Genomic DNA, 18,332 nt, shown 5'->3' with positions numbered 1-18,332 from the left:
ACTAGTATTGATAGTTAATTACTTCATTTTCTATCAGATTGTATTTAATTGAGAGAGCAAGCTATAAAGAAAATTGAATCTATTTATGGCTAGAGAAGATTATTTGTAAAATATAAATAATATGATTTGTATAGATAAGGTAAATATTTTAAAGAAAGGGTGATTTTATGAAAAAGGAACAAGTGTTGATTGGTTTGGGCGTTGCAACTGCAATGGTAACTGCTTTTAATGGTCATGCACAAGCTGATGAGGTTGTAAATAAACATTCGACTAAGTCAACTGTTAACCAATCAGAAACTAAAAAGGATGCTGACGTTTCAGAATCTGATGTAAAAAATGCGGAAATAAAACTGAATCAAACAATTGAGGAAGAAAAAAATGCTCAGAAGCTTGTTGATAAAATGCAACAAGAGTATACATCTACTGTGACAAATAAGAACAAAGCTGATGATGCTTTGAAACAAGCACAAAAATTTGCTAAACAAGCTAGTCCTGAAAAAATTAAAAATGTAGAAAAGGATCTTGTAGCCAAACAAGTAACTGTCAAGAAAACTGAAGATAGGTTGGCAGGGGCAAAACAAGATGAGAAACAAGCCCAAGCAAGTGTTGAAAAACAAGAAACAGTTGTTAATAAGGTAAAAACTCAAGTTGCTCAGAGAGCAGTTGATGTAAAAAAAGCACAAAATAAAGTAACAGAAGCAGAGAAAGCTTTTGATTGGAATACACTACGCGAGATTCAACAAGCAACTGAGAAATTGGATGCGAAAGTGAAAGCCAACCAAAATAAAGTAAGTTCTTTAGCGAGTTCAGTATCAAAAACAGAGCAAGAACGAAAAGCGCTTATAGAAAGAGGAAATAAGACACGTTCTACTCTTGAAAAGAATTTAAAATCTGCTGGGGATGAGTTCCATACAGTAACGGTTTCTCATGAGATTAAATCAAATTCTGTTAGTGAAAGTGAGTCTAAGACTCCTCCACTTGATGAAAAAACTTTCGTAGGAAGAGATGGTAAGACCAATTATGTTGCTGCGAACGAAGATGTGAATTTTAGTGGTGAAAGAACAGAAACAATTGTTGTAAAATCTAAGGATGATATCCATACTCCTCATGTGGTTGATTATAAGAAAGTTTCTGAATACGTTCGTAACTACTTAATCGAGTTGCGGAGAATAAATGGCATTGATATTCCAGTGCCACCTGTGACTGAAAAGGCTTTGAAATATGGAAAAGCTAGGGCAGATGAAATGGTGGCAAATGATAAACTGTCACATGATACAAAACTAAAAAATCAAGATTTTGGTTTTAAGGATGCAACAGAAAATGCTACAGCTGGTTCAGTTCCAGAAAAGAGTCGATTGAGTGAAAAAGAACTTGCTTATAAAGAGCTTCTATCTTACTTTAATGATTATAGTAATGCATCATTATATGGTGCATCAACTCCGAAAGAAGCAAATACTTTTAACTATGGCCATAGAATTCCCTTGCTTGCTGCATCAGGGACTGGATTTGCTCTTGGAGCATCGTCAAGTAAAAAAACAACTTTTGGAAATTATGGTGTAATGACTTTCATTAGTGAAGCAAAAGGTGTTTATGATACATTACCAACAGTGATTAGCCCATCTGAAAAAAGAAGCTATGTTTATAATGGTAAGACCTATTATTATAATCCAAGCAGTTCATATTTTTTAGCCAGAGCAGAAAATAAAGATGGTGATCCAGACCATAGTGAATTTTATTTTAACGGTAAACGTGTAAAATTTTTACCGAAGACAACTTTCCGTTATGTTTGGAATGAAATCACACATCCTAAAAATCCAGCTTATACAAAAGCTAAAGAGGCTCTGGATAGTTTCAATCGAAAACAAAAAAACGAAGAAACTTTAATGAGGGATAAAATTTCATCACTAAACAAAAATCTTACAATTGCTAAAACAACATTGAATACAGATCAAAAAAATCTGGATAAAACTAAAAAACGTCTTTCAGACTTAACAAAACAAAATCAATCCAAGTTAAACGTTTTAAAATCTGCTAAATCTGAGTTGAGTAAACAACAAACTGCGTTAAATATTGCTAAATCTGAACTTTCGAAGCAAGAATCTCAATTAAATCGATTGAAAGTAATCAAAAATAATAAATCTCATGCTAGTAAGAATGCGGAACAGTCATTAGTTAATGCTAAAAACGATTTGTTGAAAGCTCAACAATATGTTCTTGTCCTCAAAAATGCTCCAAGAAAACTCGATGAAGCTAAAAAAAGTTTGATGATCGCTAAACAGAAGCTTGAGGAATCTAAAAAAGCACTTGAAAATTCAAATGCTAAATTAAAAAATGCAAAAGTTAAAAAGGAAAATGCTAAGAAAGAATACATCAAAGTATCTGAAGCATTAAAAGTAAGACTTGCTTCCAAAGGAAGTTGGATTCAATCATCTGGTCGTTGGTGGTATAGACATAACAATGGTTCCTATACATCCAATGGATGGGAGCTAATCAATGGAAAATGGTATCATTTTGATCGCTCGGGCTGGATGCAGACTGGATGGGTTCAATCAGGTAGTTCGTGGTATTATCTCAGTGGTTCAGGGGATATGCAGATTGGATGGGCAAAAGTAGGTAATTCATGGTATTATCTCAATGGTTCAGGTGCTATGCAAACTGGATGGTTCGCTGTTTCAGGGAAATGGTATTATGCTTACAGTTCTGGTGCTTTAGCAGTCAATACAACTACACCTGATGGATATCATGTCAATTACAATGGGGAATGGATTAAATAGAGAGTTTTGTGCTTTTTAAAAAGGTTAATACAAACTCCTATTTTATTCAGTATAGTATAACCATCAAATATAGAGATTTACAACTAATTGCAATACATTAAAAATATACAATTTTTGAAAACAATATTGCAACTGATACGAAATTTCCAAGCAATTTTCTTGAAACCCTTTCCCTCTTTTGATAGACTAGTATCTAGTTTTTGAAAAAAGGAGAAAGAGAATGAAAAAATTTGTCGCTGAGTTAATCGGTACGTTCATGCTTGTGTTCATTGGGACAGGAGCCGTTGTTTTTGGAAATGGCCTTGGTCACCTAGGGATTGCCTTTGCCTTTGGTCTGGCAATCGTGGTTGCAGCTTTCTCAATCGGAACTGTTTCAGGGGCTCACTTGAACCCAGCTGTTTCGATTGCTATGTTTGTAAACAAACGCTTGTCATCAAAAGACCTTGTCAACTACATCCTTGGACAAGTTGTTGGAGCCTTCATCGCTTCTGGCGCGGTATTCTTCCTCTTGGCTAACTCAGGTATGTCAACTGCTAGTCTTGGTGAAAATGCCTTGGCAAACGGTGTCACTGTCTTTGGTGGTTTCTTGTTTGAAGTCATCGCAACTTTCTTGTTTGTCTTGGTTATCATGACTGTGACATCAGCAAGCAAGGGCAATGGCGCGATTGCTGGTTTGGTAATCGGTTTGTCCTTGATGGCGATGATTCTTGTGGGATTGAACATTACTGGACTTTCAGTAAACCCAGCTCGTAGCTTGGCACCAGCTGTCTTGGTAGGTGGCGCAGCCCTTCAACAAGTTTGGATTTTCATCCTTGCCCCAATCGTTGGTGGAGTTCTTGCAGCCCTTGTTGCGAAAAACTTCCTTGGAACAGAAGAATAATTGAAACTCAAAAAGCCTTGCTCCTCATGATGAGGAACAGGGCTTTTTCGTATGAGTTTAACGGTTGTCAATTTTCTCTGGATAAAGGTCGTGTTGGAAGAGGCGTTGTTCTGCCAAGCTTTCATACTTAGTTCCAGGCTTACCGTAGTTGTAGTAGGGGTCAATTGAGATGCCACCGCGCGGAGTGAATTTTCCCCAAACCTCCAAATAGCGAGGGTCTAGCAAGTTGACCAAGTCTTTCCCGATGGTGTTGATACAGTTTTCGTGGAAATCTCCGTGGTTTCGGTAGCTAAAGAGGTAGAGTTTGAGGGATTTTGACTCGACACAGAGCTTGTCAGGGATGTAGGAAATATAGATAGTTGCAAAGTCTGGCTGAGCAGTGATTGGGCAAAGTGAGGTAAATTCAGGACAGTTAAATTTGATAAAATAGTCATTTTCCACATGACGATTGTCAAAGGATTCGAGGACTTCTGGTTGATATTCAAAAATGTAGTTGGTTTCTTTGTTGCCCAGTAGGCTAAGGTTTTTCATTTCTTCTTGTTGTGACATGATTTTTTCTTTCTAATCTTAAACACCACGTTGGTTATCGTAAAGGAGGGTATGGAGTTGAGGAAGGACGCGGACATTGCCCCAGCTATCGTCAGTAGCGACACGTTCCCAGAGTTCTTTGAGACGGTCCAGTTGGTCTTGGACAATATTACCCGTAGCCTTGGGCTCAGGATTTCCAGCCGATAAGAAGAGAACATCTGGTTGGTAGCGTTCTTGTATGCCTCGGGCAAAGTCCAAATCTGCATCATCAAAGACAGGGATTTTAAAGGTGACCTTGTCTGGATCCAGTTGGGAAACGATAAAGTCCAAGGTCTCAAAGTTGACTTCCATCTTGGATGAAGGAGGTTTGGGACTGAGAGTAACTTGGTCGATGTCTTTTAACCAATTTTGCCAGCGGGAGCCTTGGGTCTCAACAGCTAGAGTGACACCACGTTCCTTGAGTTTAGTGACCAATTCGGCCATGTTGGCTGCTAGGATAGCAGGATTTCCCCCAGATAGGGTTACATAGTCGTAGCTCCCCAATTTATCCAAGGCAGCAATGACCTCGTCAGCTGTCATGCGAGTTGGCTTTTCAGAGCCATCCCAAGTAAAGGCAGAATCGCACCAGTCGCAGTGGTAGTCGCAACCAGCAGTGCGGACAAACATGGTTTTCTGTCCGATAGCACGACCTTCGCCTTGAAAAGTTGGGCCGAAAATTTCCAAAACTGGTAGTTTGAGGACACGTTTCCTAGTCATCTAACCACTCCCGTCTAAACTCTGCAAAGGCAGTCGGAGTCTCATAGAGACGAACGTATTCCAAACGGAGACCACGTTCGTCAGGCAACTCTTGGTTCATGGTTTGGAAAATCCAGTAAACCATATTTTCAGCAGTCGTGTTCATATAGGGAAGAGTTTCATTGAGATAGCGATGATCCAAGTGGGGCTCTAAGAAATTCTTGTAGATCGCTTTGATGTCTCCAAAATCGTAGGTCATGCCACGTTCATCTAAAAATCCACTGACAGCAATCTGCAGATGATAGGTGTGACCATGAAGGGATTTGCATTTTCCCTCATAGTGAAAGAGGTGGTGGGCAGCATCGAAGGTAAACTCTTTTGATACCAAGGTTCTGTGAGGATTGTAGACCAGAGATTCCCCAGTTTCCTGTTTGATTTCTTTGGGTGCAAAAAACATTAGTCCTCTCCTTTCTGTGAGAGATAAACATCTAAACCATGTTGACGTAGGTGGCAGGCTGGGCACTCTCCACAGCCACTTCCGATAATCCCGTTGTAGCAGGTTAAGGTCTTTTCACGAACATAGTCAAAGGCACCGAGTTGGTCAGCTAATTCCCAAGTTTCAGCCTTGTCTAGCCACATGAGAGGTGTTTGGATAACAAAGTCGTAATCCATGGCAAGGTTGAGGGTAACATTAAGGGATTTGACAAAGACATCTCGACAATCGGGGTAGCCTGAGAAGTCTGTCTCGCAGACACCTGTCACGATATCTTTAATGCCTCGTTGCTTAGCAAGAACCGCCGCAAAGGATAGAAAGAGGTGGTTGCGACCGTCAACGAAGGTATTGGGAACCTCCCCCTCTTTTTGCTCAATCTCCAGATCAGAGGTCAGGGCATTTTCAGTGATTTGCCCCAGCAGAGACATATCTAGGATATGATGACGAATCCCCTGTTCCTTGGCGATTTCTTGGGCAACTTGAATTTCGAGATGATGACGCTGACCATAGGCAAAGGTGACAGCTTCGACTGTTTCATAGTGTTCTTTAGCCCAAAAGAGGCAGGTTGTAGAATCTTGACCGCCACTAAAGACGACCAAGGATGATTGACGTTTCATAGTACTCCTTCCAAAATGGGAAATGTTCAGAGCACGCAAAAAGCTCCCATGAGGGAGCTAAAAAATACCAAGTCAAGGTTTTTTTTAGCGATGGCGTGTCCCAAACATCGTAATATTCTATCTACAGTCTAGCATATTTTTTGAAAAATGGCAAAGGCCAAGAAAAAAGAGACCAAAGCAAGTACTTGGTCTCTCAGTTGATTAGCTCAATTCAGCAACGATGGCCTTGATTTGTTCTGCTGTGTGAACACCAGCAACTTGTTTGACCACTTGGCCGTCTTTTTTGAAGAGAAGAGTTGGGATAGACATGATTCCAAAAGCACGAGCTGTGTTTGGGTTTTCATCAACGTCCATTTTAACGATTTTCAAAACATCTTCTGAAAGTTCTTCAGACAATTTGTCCAAGATTGGACCTTGCATACGACATGGACCACACCAAGTTGCCCAGAAGTCTACCAAGACCAAACCGTCTTTTGTTTCTTGTTCGAATGTTGCATCTGTAATTGCTTTTGCCATTGTATTTCTCCTTTTTTTAGTTATATTGGCTTAAATCATGTTTCATGAGATAGAAGAAGACATCTCCATAAGTCCCATGGTAGTCCAAATCATGACCGTTGTAAGTTAATTTTTGGACAGGGTAGTAGTCTGCGACGCCGATAAGGCAAGCTTGTTGTGAACGATCAAAGTCTTCATAAGACTCGAAAGTCACAGTTCTTTCGTTCTTGCTGGCATCTAGATAGGTAATTTCAATCATTTTAAAAACTCCTTTGTTTAATGATGACTTTATTTTACTCCTTGTAAAAGAGAATGTCAAGAAAAATGATTGCGCACGCAACTTTTTTCTAAAATCATCTTAAATCAAGAAATCCAAACCAGTTTCTAAGCTTTCTTCGACAGCCTTTTGTAGTGTGGCCAGTGTCTTTTGCCCATCACTTGTCAGGCAGATAAAACTAGAGCGTCTATCTTGATCACAACACCTGCGACTAAGCAGACCGCAATTTTTGGCTTCCAAGCGAGCCACCATCCGAGAAACAGCGCTCGGGCTCAGATGAAGCTTATCTGGCAGATCAATCTGGCGTAGAGATTTTTCTTGAGCCAAGTCCAGATAGTAGAGCAGGTAAAACTCTTTCAAGGTCAGACTTTGCTCGCTCTGCTGGGCAATAGTCTCTTCCAAGAGACTTTCAATTTCTTTCTGACGACGATTGAAGTCAAACCATTTTTCCAAATAGGTCATAGTATCTCCTTTCTTTTTAGGGTTGTAAATAGAAGAATGTCCATTCACGGACAGTCTTTGTATCACAAGATGATTGCGCATGCAATAATTATACTACTTTTCAAGAATGCTGGCAAGAAGGACGCTGGAATATTTTATCCTAAATCATGCCTGTTTTCACAAGTCAAGAATTATTTGTATCCCCTTTCCTTTCTAATTTTCATTATCCTTTGTGCATTTCCTTGAAATTTTCTGAAAAAAGAGTAAACTGGTATGCAAGAAGTCTATTTCGTGGAGTATAGGATGAAATTATATGTTCAATTAATGATTCTCTTTGTGATTTCTCTAATCGGAGAGGGAATCTCTAGTTTCTTTCATTTGCCCATCCCAGGCAGTATTATCGGTTTGATTATTCTCTTTCTAGCCTTGCAATTTAAGTGGCTGAGAACTAGGCATGTCAACATGGTGGGGAATTTCTTGCTGGCCAATATGACCATTCTCTTTTTGCCACCAGCAGTGGGAATCATGGAGAAGTTTGATGTGATTGCCCCCTATCTTTTGCCTATCGTCTTGATTGTCTTTTTTGCAGCAGTTATCAATATTATCCTCATAGCCCTGGTAGTTCAGTTTATTAAGAGACGATTTGAGGGAGATTATGAGAAAGGAGATACCAAATGAGTGAATTTGTTTCCAATCCCCTGTTTGGGCTTGCCCTGTCTATCCTAGCCTATCTAGTGGGAATGCTGATTTACAGACGTTTTCCCCATCCATTGACAACGCCCTTGCTTTTGTCAGCCGTTTTCATTATCATCTTTCTAAAAGTGACGGGTATTTCTTACCAAGATTACTACCAAGGTGGGGTTTATCTGAACAATTTGATTGTCCCATCGACAGTGGCTCTGGGTATTCCGCTTTATAAGAGTTTTCACTTGATGAAGCACCATGCACGGAGTATTCTCTTTGGTAGTCTGTTAGCGGTAGTGGTCAATACCTCTTTCACGGCCCTTGTAGCAAAGATTTTTGGAATGGACTTTTTCCTAGCCATTTCTCTCTTTCCCAAGTCAGTAACAACCGCTATGGCAGTGGGAATCACAGAAAAATTGCAAGGTCTGACGACCGTGACCTTGGTGGTGGTAGTGGCAACTGGGATTTTAACCAGTGTCATCGGACCAACCCTTTTGAAGTGGTTGAAAATTGATGACCCAGTAGCTGTTGGTCTTTCCCTTGGAGGAACAGGCCACGCAGTTGGAACAGGAACAGCCTTTCGATACGGTTCTGTAGCAGGAGCTATGGGTGGTTTGGCTATCGGTGTCACCGGTATTCTCTATGTCTTTGTCAGCCCTATCGTAGCCAGTTTGATATTGAGTTAAATCAAAACCCAGCTGTTTAGCTGGGCCTTTTTTATTGCAAATTAACCTTGTTTTTCAAGATGTGATAAGTTCCTAGATAGTAGATGGCTATAAGAATAACTTCTTCCAGAATAGTCATGATAATGCCCATCTGGAACTGATCAGCCCCTCCTGTGGTTGATGGGAAGTAGAAACCAGGGTTAGAACGATAGAAGAGTTCAATAAAGCCAACGACGATTTGGATACCAATGTAGGCTGCAACAGCAAGTGCGCTACGGTATTCGTTGAAAAGCTGTCCAATGGAAATAGCCAAGTAGATGCAGAGGATTCCAGAAATAGTATTTAGTAGGAAGGATACCCCCATAAGAGAGAGTTGAGGAAGATGTGTTTCTATAAATGGAATCAAGTCAGAACTTGCAAACCAATCTGGAGCTGTTAGAGTCAGAACAATAAAAGCACTGATTGCTAGTACAGTAGTGCTGACAATAGACCAGATAAAGGCACCGACTAGTTTGGCTGAGATGATATAATGTTCAGAAACTGGCAAGGTTAAAGTCAGATAGCCTTGTCGGTCATAGACACTTCCTTTGAATCGTTTAATAATCAAGAAGATAGTTGAAATCACAAGTGTAACCATCAAACCACCAAAGACAGTAGATAGAAAAACAAGTAGAACAGATAGATTTTTTTCAGGTAATTTTATTAAGGATTGTGTCTGAATTCCAATAAGAACAGAGAGGAAGAGAACAGCAGCGTAGAGGGCTAAATACCACTTGTTGACATTTTTAAATTCGTAGCGAACTAAATTCCAAAACATAATAATCTCCTTTGCTTAGGCCTTAAATTCCTGACGGAAGAGTTGGTCGATGGATTCACCTGACTCATAGCGAATATCATCTACATTTCCTTGACGGACGACTTTTCCATCCTTTAGGAAGACAATTTCATCCAAGATTGGCTCGATATCAGAAATCAAGTGGGTAGAAATCAAAACGGTAGAAGTTGGGGAGTAGTTGTTGATAATGGTATTGAGGATATACTCACGGGCTGCTGGATCCACCCCACCAATGGGTTCGTCCAGAACATAGAGACGAGCATCACGGCTCATAACCAAAATCAGTTGTACCTTTTCCTTGTTTCCTTTTGATAGTTTTTTGAGACGACTATTTTCATCAATGCCCAGGTCTGCAAGTAGATGATGGGCGCGTTCAAGATTGAAATCTTTATAGAAGGTCTTAAAGTAGGTTAGGGCTTCCTTGACCTTCATTTGTTCATTGAGATAGGTCGTATCCGGCAAATAAGCTACGATAGCCTTGGTTGCTGGGCTTGGGTCCATGTCGTTGATGAGGACGCGTCCTTGATCTGGTTGCAAGAGGCCATTGATTAGTTTAATCAGGGTTGTTTTCCCTGAGCCGTTTGGTCCAAGGAGACCAACAATTTTTCCAGCTGGGATGTCAAGGGAAACATTTTCAAGGGCTGGGGTTGCTCCATAAGATTTGGATACATTTTCAAATGCTAGTAATGACATAGGCTTAAACTCCTTTAATATAATCGCCGACTACGCCTGGTAGTTCTTCTTTTTCATAGCCAAAATGGGTCATGGAGGAAACGAAGTGTTCCAATTCTTCTTCCGATAATTGTTTGCGTGATTGGGAGATTAGCTCCTTATCCTCAGTCACAAATCGTCCAGTTGTTCGCTTGCTGTAGACAAAGCCTTCTCGTTCAAGGTCTGACAAGGCTCTTTGGATGGTGTTTGGATTGACACCAGCCTCGCTAGCTAGCTCTCTCACGGTTGGAAGTTGTTGATTGGGTTCCAGTGTATGGGAAACAATCTGAAGCTTGATTTTCTCCATAATCTGTAAATAGATGGGTTTTTTGTTGTCAAATGTCCAGGACATCTTGGTCTCCTTTCTTTTATCCTTTTGTCTTAATTAAATAATACAACAAAACAAAAAACTTGTCAAGCAAAAAGAAGAATTGTTTTGGTAATCGTTTAAAAAATGGTATAATGAAAAGAAAACGATAAGGAGGGGAAGGATGCGTTGTCCAAAATGTGGGGCTACCAAGTCAAGTGTTATCGATAGTCGCCAAGCAGAAGAAGGGAACACTATTCGTAGAAGACGTGAGTGCGACGAATGCCAGCACCGTTTTACAACCTACGAACGAGTAGAAGAAAGAACCTTAGTGGTTGTTAAAAAAGATGGCACACGGGAACAATTCTCTAGAGATAAAATCTTTAATGGAATTATCCGCTCAGCCCAGAAACGTCCTGTGTCAAGTGATGAAATCAACATGGTAGTCAATCGTATCGAACAGAAACTCCGTGGTCGAAATGAAAATGAAATTCAAAGTGAGGACATTGGTTCACTCGTCATGGAGGAGTTGGCTGAGTTAGATGAGATTACCTATGTACGTTTTGCCAGTGTCTATCGTAGTTTTAAGGATGTTAGTGAGTTAGAGAGCTTGCTCCAACAAATCACCCAGTCCTCTAAAAAGAAAAAGGAAAGATAAATGAAGCCAATTGACCGTTTTTCTTATCTAAAGAATAATCGGGTGTCGCAAGATACCTCATCTCTGGTACAGTGCTACCTCCCGATTATCGGTCAGGAGGCACTGAGCCTTTATCTTTATACAATGAGTTTTTGGGATAATGGCAGAAAGGAATATCTTTTTTCAAGCATTCTTAACCATCTTAACTTTGGGATGGATAGACTGATAAAATCCCTGAAAATCCTATCTGCTTTCAATCTCTTGACTCTCTATCAAAAGGGGGATGTTTATCAGCTAGCCCTCCATGCTCCTCTTTCAAGTCAAGATTTCTTGGAGCATCCTGTTTATCGCAGACTTTTGGAGAAAAAGATTGGCGATGCAGCTGTGGAGGATTTGAAAGTTGAAAGTGCTGATGGTGAAGAAATACCTGTCTCACTCAATCAAGTCTTTCCAGACTTGGCAGAACTGGGAAGTCAAGAAGACCTTGGTCTCAAGAAGAAAGTGGCCAACGATTTTGACTTGGACCATTTTCGTCAGCTTATGGCTCGAGATGGGCTTCGCTTTGCGGATGAGCAGTCCGATGTCTTAAACCTCTTTGCCATCGCCGAGGAGAAGAAATGGACTTGGTTTGAAACTTATCAATTGGCCAAGTCAACAGCTGTTTCCCAGGTTATTTCAACCAAACGCATGCGGGAAAAAATAGCTCAAAAACCGATTTCCTCTGACTTTAGTCCTAAGGAAGCAACCATTATCAAAGAGGCCAAAAGTAAAACGGCCTTGCAGTTCTTGGCAGAAATCAAGCAAACACGCAAGGGGACCATTACCCAAACAGAAAGAGAACTCTTGCAACAGATGGCTGGCTTGGGCTTGCTGGACGAAGTCATCAATATCATTCTCTTATTGACCTTTAATAAGGTGGATTCGGCAAATATCAATGAGAAATATGCCATGAAGGTAGCCAATGACTACGCCTATCAAAAGATTCATTCGGCAGAAGAGGCAGTCTTGCGCATCCGTGAGAGAGGACAGAAGAGTCAGGCTCAAAAGACTAGTAAACCGAGTCCTACCAAGTCCAATGTACCCAAGTGGAGCAATCCAGATTATAAGAATGAAACCAGCGAGGAAACTCGTCTGGAACTAGAACGTAAGAAACAAGAACTATTAGCTCGATTAGAAAAAGGAGGAGATTAGATGGAAAGTGTCGGAGACGTACTCAAACGTCAACCCAGCCGTTTTCATTATCAAGATTTGGTCCAGAAAATCATGAAGGACCCTGATGTTGCGGCCTTTATCCAGCAAGAATCCCTTACTCCAGAGGAATTGAATCGCAGTATCTCCAAGTTTAATCAGTACATTACCGAGCGTGACAAGTTTCTCCGTGGGGATACGGATTATATTGCCAAAGGCTACAAGCCGATTTTGGTTATGAATCATGGCTATGCGGATGTTTCTTACGAAGAAACTCCTGAACTAATCGCAGCGGAAAAAGAAGCGGCTATTAAGAACCGTCTCAAGTTAATCAATCTGCCAGCCAGTCTCAGGAAAGCTAGTTTAGCTCAAGTTGACTTGGATGATTTGGGGCGCTTGCCAGTTTTTGAAAAGCTATTAGCCTTCGTGGAGCAATATCCAGCTATGCGAAAAGGTCTTTACTTATATGGAGACTTTGGTGTGGGTAAAAGTTTCATGGTGGCTGCCTTAGCCCATGATTTGTCAGAAAAACGAGGTGTTTCATCAACTCTTCTCCATTATCCTAGCTTTGTCATTGATGCTAAAAATGCTATCAGTGATGGCAATGTTAAGACCTTGGTGGATGAGCTTAAGCTTTCTGAAGTCCTGATTTTAGATGATATTGGTGCCGAGCAATCAACACCTTGGGTGCGTGACGAAATCCTGCAGGTCATTCTTCAATATCGGATGCAGGAAGATTTACCGACCTTTTTCACATCCAACTTCAACTTTGAAGAATTGGAGCAGCATTTCGCTAAAGGGAAACATGGAAATGACGAAACCTGGGAAGCCAGACGCGTCATGGAACGCATTCGTTATTTGGCCGAGGAGACTCGTTTAGAAGGAGTGAACCGTCGATGACAGAAACAATCAAATTAATGAAGGCTCACACTTCAGTGCGCAGGTTTAAAGAGCAAGCCCTTCCTCAAGAAGACTTGACCGAAATCCTGACAGCAGCCCAGATGGCCTCGTCTTGGAAGAATTTTCAATCCTACTCTGTGATTGTAATACGAAGTCAAGAGAAGAAAGACGCTTTGTATGAATTGGTGCCTCAAGAAGCCATTCGCCAGTCAGCTGTTTTCCTTCTCTTTGTCGGAGACTTGAACCGAGCAGAAAAGGGAGCCCAGCTTCATACCGATACATTCCAACCTCAAGGTGTAGAAGGTCTTTTGATTAGTTCAGTCGATGCGGCTCTTGCTGGTCAAAATGCCCTGCTGGCAGCTGAGAGCTTGGGCTATGGTGGTGTCATTATTGGCTTGGTGCGTTACAAATCAGAAGAAGTGGCAGAGCTTTTTAACCTGCCTGACTACACCTATCCTGTCTTTGGGATGGCACTAGGAATACCAAATGAAGAACATGAAGTCAAACCTCGCTTGCCATTGCATCAGGTGGTTTTTGAGGAAGAATATCAGGAACAAACAGTTGATGTGATTGAAGCTTATGACCGTGTACAGGCTGACTATGCTGGGGCGCGTGCGACCACAAGCTGGAGTCAGCGTCTAGCAGAACAGTTTGGTCAAGCTGAACCAAACTCAACTAGAAAAAATCTTGAACAGAAAAAGTTATTGTAGAAAGTGAGAAATTATGGCCCTACCAACTATTGCCATTGTAGGACGTCCCAATGTTGGGAAATCAACCCTATTTAATCGGATCGCTGGTGAGCGAATCTCCATTGTAGAGGATGTCGAAGGAGTGACACGTGACCGTATCTATGCAACGGGTGAGTGGCTCAATCGTTCTTTTAGCATGATTGATACAGGAGGAATCGATGATGTCGATGCTCCTTTCATGGAACAAATCAAGCACCAGGCAGAAATTGCTATGGAAGAAGCAGATGTTATCGTATTTGTCGTGTCTGGTAAGGAAGGGATTACCGATGCAGACGAATACGTAGCCCGTAAGCTTTATAAGACCCACAAACCAGTTATCCTCGCGGTTAACAAGGTGGACAACCCTGAGATGCGAAATGATATCTATGATTTCTATGCCCTCGGTTTGGGTGAACCGCTGCCTATCTCATCTGTCCATGGTATCGGTACAGGGGATGTGCTAGACGCTATTGTAGAAAATCTTCCAAATGAATATGAGGAAGAAAACCCAGATGTCATTAAGTTTAGCCTGATTGGTCGTCCAAACGTTGGAAAGTCAAGCTTGATCAATGCTATCTTGGGAGAAGACCGTGTTATTGCTAGTCCCGTTGCTGGAACAACGCGTGACGCCATTGATACCCACTTTACAGATACAGATGGTCAAGAGTTTACCATGATTGATACGGCTGGTATGCGTAAGTCTGGTAAGGTTTATGAAAATACTGAGAAATACTCTGTCATGCGTGCCATGCGTGCGATTGACCGTTCAGATGTGGTCTTGATGGTCATCAATGCGGAAGAGGGTATTCGTGAATACGACAAGCGTATCGCAGGATTTGCCCATGAAGCTGGTAAAGGGATGATTATCGTGGTCAACAAGTGGGATACACTTGAAAAAGACAACCACACTATGAAAAACTGGGAAGAAGATATCCGTGAGCAGTTCCAATATCTACCTTACGCACCGATTATCTTTGTATCAGCCTTGACCAAGCAACGTCTTCACAAACTGCCTGAGATGATCAAACAAATCAGTGAAAGTCAAAACACACGTATTCCATCAGCTGTCTTGAACGATGTCATTATGGATGCCATTGCCATCAACCCAACACCGACAGACAAAGGAAAACGTCTCAAGATTTTCTATGCAACCCAAGTGGCAACTAAACCACCAACCTTTGTCATCTTTGTCAACGAAGAAGAACTCATGCACTTTTCTTACCTGCGTTTCTTGGAAAATCAAATCCGCAAGGCCTTTGTCTTTGAAGGAACACCAATCCATCTCATCGCAAGAAAACGCAAATAAAAAAGTAGAATCTGGAATGACATTTCCAGATTTTTTTGATAGAATGAAGTTGAAGAAAACGCTATCAAATAGAGAGGGGGCTAGTGATGAAACATTTGTTTAAATTGATAATCTTATTTCCCTGGTTTTACTTTTTCAATTGGATTGAAAAGGATAATAGAGAAAGTAAATTTTTCCCAATTTTTTACTATTTTTACTGGTTTTACATCCCCCTCTATGCTCTTTTTAGCCTTGCTTGGACAGTTATTTCAGTTCTGTTTTTCAATATCGTCTTGAGAAATTTGACAGATATCAAGTTATGGGGCATTTGGTTTCTTTTTATTCTGCTAGCTATTGGTCTGAATAGGTTAACTTATATCTGTTTCAAAAAAATGCTTCGCTTGAGACAGGAACTAGGGAAGTCTAAAGCGGGGAGACATTGATTTATATTCTTCGAAAATCTCTTCAAACCACGTCAATGTCGCCTTGCCGTAGGTATGGTTACTGACTTCGTCAGTTCTATCCACAACCTCAAAACAGTGTTTTGAGCTGACTTCATCAGTCTTATCTACAACCTCAAAGCAGTGCTTTGAGCAACCTGCGGCTAGTTTCCTAGTTTGCTCTTTGATTTTCATTGAGTATTATATTACTTTCTATTTGTAGGAGGTGGCTTATGAAGATTCCTCTCTTAACTTTGGCAAGGCATAAATTTGTTTATGTCTTGCTTACTTTGATTTTCCTTGCTTTGGTGTATCGTGATTTTTTGATGACTTATTTCTTTTTTGATATTCATGCGCCTGACTTAGCCAAATTCGATGGACAAGCAATTAAAAATGACTTATTAAAATCAGCTTTAGATTTTCGTATTCTCCAGTTCAACTTAGGTTTTTATCAATCATTTATTATTCCAATTATCATTTCTTTGCTAGGTTTTCAATACATTCAGCTGAAAAATAAAGTTTTACGATTGAGTATTGGAAGAGAAGTGAGTTATCAAGGGTTAAAAAGAAAGTTGATTTTTCAAGTTGCAAGTATCCCTTGTGTGATATATTTAGTGACTGTGCTGATAATTGCAATCATAACCTATTTCTTTGGGACTTTTTCGCCTCTGGAATGGAATTCTCTATTTTCTGATGGAAGTAGTTTACAAAGGCTTCTAGATGGAGAAATAAAAAGTTATTTGTTTTTTATGTGTGTCCTTCTAATTGGTATCTTCATCAATACGGTCTATTTTTTTAAAATAGTTGATTATTTAGGGAATGTGACTCGTTCGGCAATTGCCTATTTGATGTTTCTTTGGCTTGGTTCTATGCTGCTCTATAGTATCTTGCCATACTATATGGTTCCTATGACGAGTTTGATGCAAGCTAGCTATGGGGATGTAAGTTTGATGAAACTCTTTACTCCTTATATCCTTTATATTGTCCCTTATATGGTGCTTAAAAAATATGAAGATAATGTTTAAGAATTTTAACAATATTTTGCTAAAGAGAAAGATTGTTTTACTACTTCGTATAGTTCTGATGATGATTTTGACCAACTATCTATTGTCAACAGCGGTTCAAAAGCAGGATGTTTTTCTCTTTTTCAAGAGAGAATTGATTTCAATCTTTTCCTATAATGACTATTCTGAAGTAAATTTAGAAATCCCCAAACTCTTGTTAAACCTTTCTATTTTCATGGTAGGATGGCTCTCTGTCATTTTACTTGAAAGTGATTTGGCAGACCATTATCATCACTTGATTCGCTATCAATCAAGCTCCTTTTTCGATTATACAAGGAAACGATTGGTTGTCATTTCTAAATTTTTTACTCAAGATTTATTTGTCTGGTTTCTTGGTTTACTTCCTCTAGGAATTCATTTCAAAACAGTCGCACCTTTCTTTTTACTTGCTCAGTTAATGATTTTGTACTTACTACTGTCTTATCTGATAGCACTTATTAGTGCGGGTGCTGGCTTCTCGTTTTTTCTCTATTTTTTAGCATTTGTGGGACAAGAATGGATGATAGATCATATTGTAATAGTATATTTAGGACTCTTAAGTTTATTAGTTATCTTGATTGTTAGTCGGTTAGAAGAGAAATTTAAGAAAGGATAAACGATGAGACTTGAAATTATAAATGGACAGAAAATTTATGGGAAAAGACCTATTTTAAATCAGTTAAATTTGGTCTTTCAATCAGGAAAAATTTATGGACTTAAAGGTGATAATGGATCTGGCAAGACAGTTCTTTTAAAGGTACTTGCTGGTTATATTAAACTTGACAAAGGAAAAGTTCTTCAAGATGGCAAAGTTTACGGGGTGAAAAATCATTATATTCAGGATGCAGGGATTTTAATTGAAAAGGTAGAGTTTTTATCTCATTTATCACTGAGAGAAAATTTGGAACTATTAAGATATTTTTCATCTAAAGTTACGGAAAAAAGAATTGCCGATTGGATCCAATACTATGATTTACAGGAATTTGAAGACGTTGAATACCGTCATTTATCCTTAGGAACGAAACAAAAAATGGCCTTGATTCAAGCCTTTATTGCCGAACCTTCTATACTCTTTCTTGATGAACCTATGAATGCTTTGGATGAGAAGAGTGTGAGGTTAACCAAACAGGTCATTTTATCCTATCTGAAAAAAGAAAATGGTTTGGTTATCCTGACGTCGCACATATCGGAAGATATTTCAGACCTTTGTACAGATGTATTAGTTGTCGAAAATGGACATATACAATATTTAAAGGATATACAATCCTAGGAGGTGGCTTATGGAACATCTAAAATCATTTATTACACGCTATTCTAAGGTCTATATTGGTTTAGTCTTGCTTATCTGGCTTGCTTTCTTCTTTCTTCCTTGGGATAAACCAGTTCTGGGAATATTTATCAATCTCTTAATCATGCAGAAAGTTTTACTAGTTTTTGGAATTCTGTCGATTTTGATGGCTTTGCTGTCCAAGAAAGTCAGTCTCTTTGTTTTTGGATTGATCTGCTGTTTTTCTCTTTGGATTAATCTATTTATCCTATTTGCGATTTTGCCGATTTTTGGCAATTAAAGTATCATAAAAGTCAGAGAGGTTAGCTTGGAAACTAGCCTCTTTTTCCTTTTCAAAATGGGGATTCTTCCTTGAAAATAATCAGTAATTGTGCTAAAATT

At 39.7% G+C, this 18,332-nt stretch carries 25 protein-coding genes; 14 read left to right on the top strand and 11 right to left on the bottom strand.

Annotation, left to right across the window (positions count from 1 at the left end; genetic code table 11):
- The first annotated feature begins 167 nt into the window (after positions 1-167).
- Both PAN06_RS02700 and PAN06_RS02695 read left to right on the top strand, forming a co-directional pair.
- Complete coding sequence (locus tag PAN06_RS02700) at positions 168-2,774, top strand: hypothetical protein (RefSeq protein ID WP_269795524.1); 2,607 nt, start codon at positions 168-170, stop codon at positions 2,772-2,774.
- A gap of 220 nt (positions 2,775-2,994) precedes the next feature.
- The gene (locus tag PAN06_RS02695) at positions 2,995-3,654 is read left to right on the top strand and encodes an aquaporin (RefSeq protein ID WP_042750611.1); all 660 of its coding nucleotides are present in this window, start codon (positions 2,995-2,997) and stop codon (positions 3,652-3,654) included.
- A gap of 57 nt (positions 3,655-3,711) precedes the next feature.
- Here PAN06_RS02695 and queF read toward each other — a convergent pair whose 3' ends face one another.
- The 7 genes from queF to PAN06_RS02660 all read right to left on the bottom strand — a co-directional run bounded on the left by queF (position 3,712) and on the right by PAN06_RS02660 (position 7,261).
- A complete protein-coding gene (gene queF, locus PAN06_RS02690; RefSeq protein ID WP_004261751.1) occupies positions 3,712-4,203 on the bottom strand; it encodes a preQ(1) synthase in 492 nt (163 codons plus the stop codon).
- Positions 4,204-4,221: 18 nt separating this feature from the next.
- Entirely contained in the window at positions 4,222-4,938 is a 717-nt protein-coding gene (gene queE / locus PAN06_RS02685) for a 7-carboxy-7-deazaguanine synthase QueE (RefSeq protein ID WP_125458238.1), read from the bottom strand.
- Entirely contained in the window at positions 4,931-5,374 is a 444-nt protein-coding gene (queD, locus tag PAN06_RS02680; protein ID WP_125458237.1) for a 6-carboxytetrahydropterin synthase QueD, read from the bottom strand. The genes queE and queD overlap by 8 nt, the downstream gene beginning before the upstream one ends.
- On the bottom strand, positions 5,374-6,027 hold the full coding sequence (gene queC, locus PAN06_RS02675; RefSeq protein WP_269795523.1) for a 7-cyano-7-deazaguanine synthase QueC: 654 nt from the start codon (positions 6,025-6,027) through the stop codon (positions 5,374-5,376). The genes queD and queC overlap by 1 nt, the downstream gene beginning before the upstream one ends.
- Before the next feature lie 201 nt (positions 6,028-6,228).
- Positions 6,229-6,543 (bottom strand): thioredoxin, encoded by a 315-nt coding sequence (gene trxA / locus PAN06_RS02670; RefSeq protein WP_001029581.1) that lies wholly within the window; start codon positions 6,541-6,543, stop codon positions 6,229-6,231.
- A 16-nt stretch (positions 6,544-6,559) separates the two neighbouring features.
- On the bottom strand, positions 6,560-6,781 hold the full coding sequence (locus tag PAN06_RS02665; protein ID WP_125458235.1) for a DUF4649 family protein: 222 nt from the start codon (positions 6,779-6,781) through the stop codon (positions 6,560-6,562).
- A gap of 99 nt (positions 6,782-6,880) precedes the next feature.
- Positions 6,881-7,261, bottom strand: a complete 381-nt coding sequence (locus tag PAN06_RS02660) for a MarR family transcriptional regulator (protein ID WP_000221634.1) — start codon at positions 7,259-7,261, stop codon at positions 6,881-6,883.
- 282 nt (positions 7,262-7,543) lie between these two features.
- Here PAN06_RS02660 and PAN06_RS02655 point away from each other — a divergent pair, with 282 nt between their 5' ends.
- Both PAN06_RS02655 and PAN06_RS02650 read left to right on the top strand, forming a co-directional pair.
- Entirely contained in the window at positions 7,544-7,918 is a 375-nt protein-coding gene (locus tag PAN06_RS02655; RefSeq protein WP_004235226.1) for a CidA/LrgA family protein, read from the top strand.
- A complete protein-coding gene (locus tag PAN06_RS02650) occupies positions 7,915-8,610 on the top strand; it encodes an LrgB family protein (RefSeq protein WP_001288952.1) in 696 nt (231 codons plus the stop codon). Before PAN06_RS02655 ends, PAN06_RS02650 begins: the two co-directional genes overlap by 4 nt.
- Before the next feature lie 31 nt (positions 8,611-8,641).
- Here the strand turns inward: PAN06_RS02650 and PAN06_RS02645 are convergent, their stop codons facing one another.
- Genes PAN06_RS02645 through PAN06_RS02635 form a run of 3 tightly spaced genes read right to left on the bottom strand, consistent with a single transcriptional unit; the run spans position 8,642 to position 10,487 of the window.
- Positions 8,642-9,406, bottom strand: coding sequence for a hypothetical protein (locus PAN06_RS02645; protein ID WP_125458234.1), 765 nt, complete (start codon positions 9,404-9,406; stop codon positions 8,642-8,644).
- Positions 9,407-9,421: 15 nt separating this feature from the next.
- Positions 9,422-10,117: an ABC transporter ATP-binding protein gene (locus PAN06_RS02640; protein ID WP_000054197.1), complete on the bottom strand. Its 696-nt coding sequence runs from the start codon at positions 10,115-10,117 to the stop codon at positions 9,422-9,424.
- 4 nt (positions 10,118-10,121) lie between these two features.
- A complete protein-coding gene (locus PAN06_RS02635) occupies positions 10,122-10,487 on the bottom strand; it encodes a GntR family transcriptional regulator (RefSeq protein ID WP_269795522.1) in 366 nt (121 codons plus the stop codon).
- Between the two features lie 139 nt (positions 10,488-10,626).
- On the opposite strand from PAN06_RS02635, the gene nrdR reads away from it, so the two are divergent.
- The 6 genes from nrdR (at position 10,627) to PAN06_RS02605 (ending at position 15,623) form a co-directional block, all read left to right on the top strand.
- Positions 10,627-11,100, top strand: coding sequence for a transcriptional regulator NrdR (nrdR, locus tag PAN06_RS02630; RefSeq protein WP_001203672.1), 474 nt, complete (start codon positions 10,627-10,629; stop codon positions 11,098-11,100).
- Entirely contained in the window at positions 11,101-12,270 is a 1,170-nt protein-coding gene (locus PAN06_RS02625) for a replication initiation and membrane attachment family protein (protein WP_125458232.1), read from the top strand. It abuts the gene before it with no gap.
- Positions 12,271-13,167 (top strand): primosomal protein DnaI, encoded by an 897-nt coding sequence (gene dnaI / locus PAN06_RS02620; RefSeq protein ID WP_125458231.1) that lies wholly within the window; start codon positions 12,271-12,273, stop codon positions 13,165-13,167. It abuts the gene before it with no gap.
- Positions 13,164-13,877, top strand: coding sequence for an NADPH-dependent oxidoreductase (locus PAN06_RS02615; RefSeq protein WP_125458230.1), 714 nt, complete (start codon positions 13,164-13,166; stop codon positions 13,875-13,877). The genes dnaI and PAN06_RS02615 overlap by 4 nt, the downstream gene beginning before the upstream one ends.
- A 13-nt stretch (positions 13,878-13,890) precedes the next feature.
- Positions 13,891-15,201, top strand: coding sequence for a ribosome biogenesis GTPase Der (gene der / locus PAN06_RS02610; RefSeq protein ID WP_001207696.1), 1,311 nt, complete (start codon positions 13,891-13,893; stop codon positions 15,199-15,201).
- A gap of 86 nt (positions 15,202-15,287) precedes the next feature.
- Positions 15,288-15,623, top strand: a complete 336-nt coding sequence (locus PAN06_RS02605) for a hypothetical protein (RefSeq protein ID WP_125458229.1) — start codon at positions 15,288-15,290, stop codon at positions 15,621-15,623.
- Here PAN06_RS02605 and PAN06_RS02600 read toward each other — a convergent pair.
- Positions 15,594-15,815: a hypothetical protein gene (locus PAN06_RS02600; protein ID WP_265527269.1), complete on the bottom strand. Its 222-nt coding sequence runs from the start codon at positions 15,813-15,815 to the stop codon at positions 15,594-15,596. The genes PAN06_RS02605 and PAN06_RS02600 overlap by 30 nt on opposite strands.
- Positions 15,816-15,853: 38 nt before the next feature.
- Between PAN06_RS02600 and PAN06_RS02595 the strand changes: the two genes are divergently transcribed.
- Genes PAN06_RS02595 through PAN06_RS02580 form a run of 4 tightly spaced genes read left to right on the top strand, consistent with a single transcriptional unit; the run spans position 15,854 to position 18,231 of the window.
- A complete protein-coding gene (locus PAN06_RS02595) occupies positions 15,854-16,645 on the top strand; it encodes a hypothetical protein (protein WP_261083318.1) in 792 nt (263 codons plus the stop codon).
- A complete protein-coding gene (locus PAN06_RS02590) occupies positions 16,638-17,279 on the top strand; it encodes a hypothetical protein (protein WP_261083316.1) in 642 nt (213 codons plus the stop codon). Before PAN06_RS02595 ends, PAN06_RS02590 begins: the two co-directional genes overlap by 8 nt.
- A gap of 3 nt (positions 17,280-17,282) precedes the next feature.
- Positions 17,283-17,933: an ATP-binding cassette domain-containing protein gene (locus PAN06_RS02585; protein WP_269795521.1), complete on the top strand. Its 651-nt coding sequence runs from the start codon at positions 17,283-17,285 to the stop codon at positions 17,931-17,933.
- A gap of 10 nt (positions 17,934-17,943) precedes the next feature.
- The gene (locus PAN06_RS02580) at positions 17,944-18,231 is read left to right on the top strand and encodes a hypothetical protein (protein WP_261124547.1); all 288 of its coding nucleotides are present in this window, start codon (positions 17,944-17,946) and stop codon (positions 18,229-18,231) included.
- Positions 18,232-18,332: the final 101 nt, after the last annotated feature.

It is taken from the genome of Streptococcus sp. SM3, from assembly GCF_027497875.1.
The sequence above is the reverse complement of the archived record's forward strand: the minus strand, read 5'-3'. Positions and strand labels throughout refer to the sequence as shown.